The 6421-nt window shown below is 75.3% G+C and carries 7 protein-coding genes; 2 read left to right on the forward strand and 5 right to left on the reverse strand.

Translation table 11 applies throughout. From position 1 onward, the window contains the following. Together GTW08_RS24755 and GTW08_RS24760 are read left to right on the forward strand one after the other, a co-directional pair. Positions 1 to 637, forward strand: a 637-nt coding sequence (locus tag GTW08_RS24755; protein ID WP_202417650.1) for a TetR/AcrR family transcriptional regulator, incomplete at its 5' end; no start/stop codon positions are given. 31 nt (positions 638 to 668) lie between these two features. Next, complete coding sequence (locus tag GTW08_RS24760; RefSeq protein WP_073575058.1) at positions 669 to 1511, forward strand: alpha/beta fold hydrolase; 843 nt, start codon at positions 669 to 671, stop codon at positions 1509 to 1511. A gap of 32 nt (positions 1512 to 1543) precedes the next feature. On the opposite strand, the gene GTW08_RS24765 is transcribed toward GTW08_RS24760, so the two are convergent. The 5 genes from GTW08_RS24765 to GTW08_RS24785 all read right to left on the reverse strand — a co-directional run. Further along, complete coding sequence (locus tag GTW08_RS24765; RefSeq protein WP_083474056.1) at positions 1544 to 2398, reverse strand: ABC transporter permease; 855 nt, start codon at positions 2396 to 2398, stop codon at positions 1544 to 1546. A gap of 4 nt (positions 2399 to 2402) precedes the next feature. Beyond that, the gene (locus GTW08_RS24770) at positions 2403 to 3251 is read right to left on the reverse strand and encodes an ABC transporter ATP-binding protein (RefSeq protein WP_083658341.1); all 849 of its coding nucleotides are present in this window, start codon (positions 3249 to 3251) and stop codon (positions 2403 to 2405) included. Between the two features lie 47 nt (positions 3252 to 3298). Next, on the reverse strand, positions 3299 to 4327 hold the full coding sequence (locus GTW08_RS24775; protein WP_073575059.1) for an ABC transporter substrate-binding protein: 1029 nt from the start codon (positions 4325 to 4327) through the stop codon (positions 3299 to 3301). Next, complete coding sequence (locus tag GTW08_RS24780; protein WP_073575060.1) at positions 4324 to 5439, reverse strand: amidohydrolase family protein; 1116 nt, start codon at positions 5437 to 5439, stop codon at positions 4324 to 4326. Before GTW08_RS24780 ends, GTW08_RS24775 begins: the two co-directional genes overlap by 4 nt. Beyond that, positions 5436 to 6421: amidohydrolase family protein (locus GTW08_RS24785; protein WP_161152610.1), on the reverse strand; the 986-nt coding region annotated here is incomplete at its 5' end. The genes GTW08_RS24780 and GTW08_RS24785, both read right to left, overlap by 4 nt.

Genomic DNA, 6421 nt, shown 5'->3' on the forward strand with positions numbered 1-6421 from the left:
GGGGCCGACCGTGGCTGAGCAGGCCGCGCCCGGGCGTCGCGAGCGCAAGAAGGCCGCCACCCGGGCCGCGCTCGCCGGCGCCGCGCTGCGGCTGTGCAGCACGCACGGCCCGGACGCGGTGACCGTCGAGCAGATCGCCGACGCCGCCGACGTCGCGCCCCGCACCTTCTTCAACTACTTCACCTCGAAGGAGGAGGCGGTCGTCGCGGGCAACGCGTCGTCGGCGGACACCCTGCTGACCGCGTTCGCCGCCCGACCCGACGACGAGCCGGTCACCGAGTCGCTGCGGCACGCGCTGCGCGCCGTGGTCACCGACCCCGGCTATCTCGACCGGGTGCAGGCGCTGCGGGCGCTGCGGGGGCACCCGACGATCGTCGCGCACCAGATGGCCGCGTTCGCCGCCCAGGAGCGGGCGCTGGCCGACGCCGTCGTCGCCCGGACCGGGTCCGACCCGGCCCGCGACCTCTACCCGACCCTGGCCGCGGCCGCCGCGGTGACCGGGCTGCGCGTCGCGGTGCAGCACTGGCTGGGCGACCACGGCACGGACCCGCGCTCGCCGTCGCTGACCCAGCTGGTGGACGAGGCCATGGCCGTGTTCGACGCCGGCCTGCGCGCCCTGGCGGGGGCCCCGGCCTGACCCGGCGGGCGGCCGGGAGAGGATCACCGGCGTGCCCTTCACCACCGTCCTGGACCGCCCGGCCCCGGCACCGCTGGAGCTGACCCTGCACCCGGTGCCCGACCCCGGTGCACCCGTGCTGCTGGTCGTGCCCGCGATGGGGATGCGGGCGTCGTTCTACACCCCGCTGCTGAGGGCGCTGACCGGCGCCGGCGTCGCCGCCGCGGTCACCGAGCTGCGCGGGCACCAGGCCCGGCCCGCTCCCCCGCCCGGGCGCCGCCACGACTTCGGCTACGACGACCTCGTCGGCGACCTCGCCGCCGCCGTCGAGGCGGTGCACTCCGAGCGGCCCGGCGCGCCGGTGTTCGTCGTCGGGCACAGCCTCGGCGGGCACCTCGCCACCGCGTACGCCGCGCGGCATCCCGACCGCGTCGACGGTGTCGCCCTCGTCGGGTCGGGCAGCGTCGACTGGCGGGTCTGGGGGCCCGCGCACCTGCTGCGGACCCAGGCCGTCGTGGCCGCGGCGATGCTGATCGGGCACTTCCCGGGCGATCGGGTCGGCTTCGCCGGGCGGGAGGCCCGCGGGCAGATGCGCGACTGGGGCCGGTGGGCCCGCACCGGGCGGCTCGCGTTCGGCACGCCGCGGGTCGACCACACCCCGTCGATCGCCGCGGTGCACCTGCCGGTCCTCGGGATCGGGTTCGAGCGCGACGGGCTCGCCCCGCCCGCCTCGGTCGACGCGCTGCTGGACATGTTCGGCGCGGCCACGGTGACCCGTCACCGGCTCGACGTGCCCGCGGCACGCCCGCACGTCGGATGGGCCCGCGAGCCGGGCGCACTCGACGTCGTCGTGCCGGTGCTGACCGGCTGGGCCCGCGACACCGCCGGGGCGTGAACCCGGCGGCGTCGGCGTGCGGGCGCTGGGGCTCAGACCCCGGTGTTCACCGACTCGTGCCACGGGATGACCAGGCGTTTCGCGGTGGTCACCATCAGGTAGAGCAGTGACCCCAGCACCGCGAGCAGCACGATCACCGCGAACAGGCGTGGCGCGTCGAGGGCGTTGAGGCTCGACACCACCAGGTAGCCGAGCCCGGCGCTGCCGCCGAGGTACTCCCCGACGATCGCGCCGATCACCGAGAACACGATCGCGACCTCGGCGCCGGCGAACACGTACGGCAGGGTCGCGGGCAGCTCCAGGTTCCGGAACGTCGCCCAGCGCGAGGCGCCCAGCCCGGTCATGACGTCGCGGTGCCCACGCTCGACCGAGCGCACCCCGAGCATCACGTTGAGCATGATCGGGAAGAACGCGAGCAGCCCGGCCATGATGATCTTCGAGGTGGGGCCGAAGCCGAACCAGATCACGAAGATCGGCACGAACGCCACCTTGGGCACCACCTGCAGCGCGACCAGGGCGGGCTGCACCGCGCGGCGCAGCCACTCGATCCGCCCGAGCAGTGCGCCGACGCAGACACCGGCGACGAGCGCGGCGCCGAACCCGACGAGGACCTCCAGCAGCGTCACGCCGATGTGGCCCCAGATCGCCGGGTCGGCCAGCAGCTCCCCCAGCGCGCCGACGACGGCGGCCGGCGCGGGCAGGATGAACTCCGAGACCCCGACCACCGAGACGGTGAACTGCCAGGCCCCCACGAGCAGCAGCAGGAGCACCGGCCCGGAGATCCACGGCAGGCGCCGCAGCCAGGGCGACTCCTTCTCGGGGCCACCTGGGTCGGTCACGGGGGTGGCGGGATCGGTCGCCGGAGCGGGCCGTTCGGTCGTGGTCATCGGTTCAGTCCTCCCGGTCCAGCTCGGTGCGCAGCCCGGCGACCAACGCGCCGAACTCCGGTGTCGTCTCGGTCGCGGCGGACCGCGGCCGGGGCAGGTCGATCGTGGTGATCGACCGGATGCGTCCCGGGCGCGGGGTCAGCAGCACGACCCGGTCGGCCAGGAACACCGCCTCGGGGATCGAGTGGGTCACGAACACGACGGTGGCGCCGGAGACCGCGTGGATCTGCTGCAGCTCCAGGTTCATCCGGTCGCGGGTCAGGGCGTCCAGCGCGCCGAACGGCTCGTCCATCAGCAGCACCGACGGGTCGCAGGCCAGGGCGCGGGCGATCGCGGCCCGCTGGCGCATACCGCCGGACAGCTCCCGCGGGTAGGACTCCTCGAACCCGCCGAGCCCGACGGTGGCGCACAGCTCGCCGGCCCGGGCGCGACGCTCGGCACGCGGCACCCCCCGCAGCTTGAGCGGCAGCGCAACGTTGTCGGTGATCGTGAACCACGGGAACAGGTTCGCCTCCTGGAACACCAGACCGAACTCGGCGAAGACCGCGTCGTCACGACGGCCGGCGGCCCACGCGGGCCGTCCGCCCGCCTCGACCAGCCCCGCGGACGGGGCGAGCAGGCCGGACAGGATCCGCAGCAACGTCGTCTTGCCGCAGCCCGAGCGCCCGACCAGCGAGACGAACTCGCCGCGGGCGACGTCCAGGTCGATCCCGGACAGTGCGCGCACCTCCCCCCGCCGGGTCGGGTACACCTTGTCCACACCGGACACCCGCAGGCCGACCGCGCCCCCGGTCGGGGCCGCGTGCGCCCCGGAACGGGTCGCCGTCGCCTGGGTCGCTGTCTCCTGGGTCATGCTCGTCTCCTGCTCCGCTGCCGGGGACCGTCGTGTCGTCGGGGTGCTCATCGGGTGCCCTCCGTGCCGTTGAGGCCGGCGTCGAGCCACTGCGCCGGGTCCAGGCCGGCGGGGACCTGACCGACCGAGGACACCTCGTCGTAGGTGGCCTGCCAGCGCTGCGGGGCGATGCCGGTCGGGCCCTGGCCCGCCGCGTAGCCGTCGACATAGGACGCGAGGGCGGCGCGGGCGACCTCGGGCCGGTCCAGCGCCGAGACCTGGTACTTCGAGCCGATGAGCTGCATGGTCTCGGCGAAGCCGCCTCCCTCGTCGGCGGTGATGAACGCGGTGGCGTCGGCGATCGCCGCGAGGTAGCGGCGCAGTTTGTCCTGCTCCTGCGGATCGGTGGCGGTGGCCTTCGAGGTGGCGTAGATCTGCGACCCGGCGGAGATGGCGTCGTTGGGGTCGTAGACGACGGCCTCGGGCCGGGTCGCCTGCAGCAGCATCGCGGTGTCGAGCGAGACGATGAACGCGTCGACGCGGCCGGTGTTCACCAGGTCGAACACGCCGGGGCTGAGCCCGACGACCTGGCGGCGCAGCTCGGCGGGGGCGATCCCGGCCGACCCGGCGACGAGGTCGAGGGTGATCGAGCTGGTGCCGCCCTCCGACGGCGTCCCGACCAGCTTGCCGCGCAGCTGCGCGGCGTCGGTGACCGGCGCCCGCTGCGAGGAGACCAGACGCAGCGGCCCGTTGTGCACCACACCGCCGATCGCGACCAGCGGTGCACCGCGCTCGCCCGCGGCGACCATCGTCTCGATGTCGCCGATCCGGGAGATCTCCGCGGACCCGGCGAGCAGGGTCTGGATGGCCGGCGCCGAGCCCTGGGTGGCCTCGAAGGTCACGTCGAGACCGTGGGCGGCGAAGAAGCCCTTGGTGTCGGCGATCATCTCGGCGGCGTAGCCGAGCGACTCCATCGGCAGGATGTTGAGGAAGGTGATCCGGTCGCGGCCGTCCTCACCGCCGCCCGCGCCGCATCCGGCGAGTGCGAGGCAGGCGGCGAGCAGGACCGCGGCGAGCCGGGTCGTCGTGCGGGTCATCGGGGGACCTCCGGTGCGTGCTGGGTCGACGCGAGGGACGGCGCGGGTGGGGCGACGGTGTCCGTGCTGCGGTACCACGCGGTGGCGTTGCCGCGGCGGATCGCGGCCCGGGCGGCGGGGTCGAGGGCGGCGAGGAGACGGGCCACCCCGTCGCCGTGGCGGTGCGGGTGGTCACCGGCGTAGAGCAGGAGCCCGGCGGCGCCCAGGACGTCCAGGGCGTCGTGCAGCTCGCCGGGATCGCGCGGCAGGTGGACCGGTGCGGTGGTGAACCGGACCTGCTCGCGGATGTACTCCGACGGCATCCGGTCCACCCACGGCACCTCGCGGCGGATGCCGCGCCACTCCTTGTCCAGGCGCCACAGCAGCGGCGGCAGCCAGGACGAGCCGCACTCGGCGACGGTCACCCGCAGCCCCGGCAGCGCACCGAGGGCGCCCTCGGCGACCAGTGACACCAGCTGGGACTGGGCGACCTGCCCGTGGGACAGGTAGTCCTGCAGGTAGGTGTGGGTGAACCCGGTCGTGGTCGGGGCGCTGCCGACCCGGCCCCAGGCGTGCAGGGTGACGACCAGCCCGGCCGCGGCGGCCGCGGCGAGGACCGGCCGGAACACCGGGTGCCCCCAGCGCAGGTCGTGCCCGCGCACCGGGAGCAGCACCTGTACGAAGCGCGGGTCGGCCGCCCAGTGCTCGATCTCGGCGACGGCCGCGGCCGGGTCGCCGAGCGGCACCGCGACCGAGCCGCGGGCGCGGGGCTCGTGGTCGAGGAACTGCTGCGCGGTCCAGGTGTTCACCGCCCGGCACAGGGCGGCCTCGAAGGCGTGGTTGCGGCTGACGTCGAACGCGGTGGTGCAGGTCAGGACCGCCGTACCGACCCGGCCGCTCCCGGGTGCGGGAGCGTCGAGAACCGCGGCCCGCAGGGCCGCGACGTCGTGCGGGGCGGGCCCGTCGACCATCGCGGGCGGGTAGGCGCCACCCTGGACGGGGTCGGCGCGCAGTGCGGCGCCCGCCGCGTAGTCGCGCCAGTACGGGCTCAGCAGTCCCGCGAGGTCGGCGAACGACGCCGGCGCGACGTGGGTGTCGGCGTCGACGAACTCCTCGGGCGGATCGGCGCTCATTCCTCGCTCCCGGGCAGGGTCAGGCCGTAGAGGCGGGCGGCGTTGGCGGCCGCCATCGGCCGGCGCAGCGCCGCGGGCAGCACCCGTAGCGCCGTGATCGGGTCGTCGAAGTCCCAGTGCGGGTAGTCGGAGGAGAACAGGATCCGGTCGGTCATCCCGGTCTGCTCCCAGGTCGTCGCCAGGTGTGCGGGCACCGGCGGCTCGTCGATCGGCTGGGTGGTGAACCACACCCGCTCGCGCACGATCTCCGACGGCGGGCGGGTCAGCCACGGGACGTCGTCGCGGCACAGCTCCCAGGCGTCGTCGAGCCCCCAGAGCAGCGACGGCAGCCAGGACACCCCGCCCTCGACGAGCACGAACTGCAGGTCCGGCACCGCCTCGAGGACGCCGCCGGCGACCAGCCCGGTCAGCGCGACGGCGACGGCGTTGCCGTACCACGCGTGCTGCTCCAGGTAGAACGACGGCCAGCCGTCCCCGCGGTGGCCCTCGGTGCCGCCGAGGTGGATCGCCACCGGCAGCCCGTGCGCGGCGGCCGCGGCGTAGATCGGCCGGTACTTGGCGTCCGACCACGGCAGGAACGTGCCGCTGGGGAACAGGACCTGCACGAACCGCGGGTCCGCGGCGCGGCGCTCGATCTCGGCGACGGCCTCCGCCGGCGACTCGTGCGGGATGCAGATGCTGGCCCGCAGCCGCGGCTCGGGGTCGAGCCAGTCGGTGACCAGCACGTCGTTGTACGCGCGGCACAGCGCAGCCGCGAACGCGGGCTCCTCGGCGCCCGCGGTGTGGCCCTGCATCGGGATGAGCACCCCGGCGACGACGTCGTAGGGGTCGAGCAGCTGGCTGCGCATCAGGTCCAGGTCACTGCCCGGGGGCCGGACGGCGCTGCCGGGCGGGCCGGCCTCGGGATGGGAGTCGCGGCGCATGCCGCCGTGCCGGACCCGGGGGTAGACCGCGGGCGGCGGCGCGCCGCGCAGCCCGAAGC

Origin of the sequence: Pseudonocardia sp. SID8383 (assembly GCF_009864975.1) — a bacterium.
GTDB classification, from domain to species: domain Bacteria; phylum Actinomycetota; class Actinomycetes; order Mycobacteriales; family Pseudonocardiaceae; genus Pseudonocardia; species Pseudonocardia alni.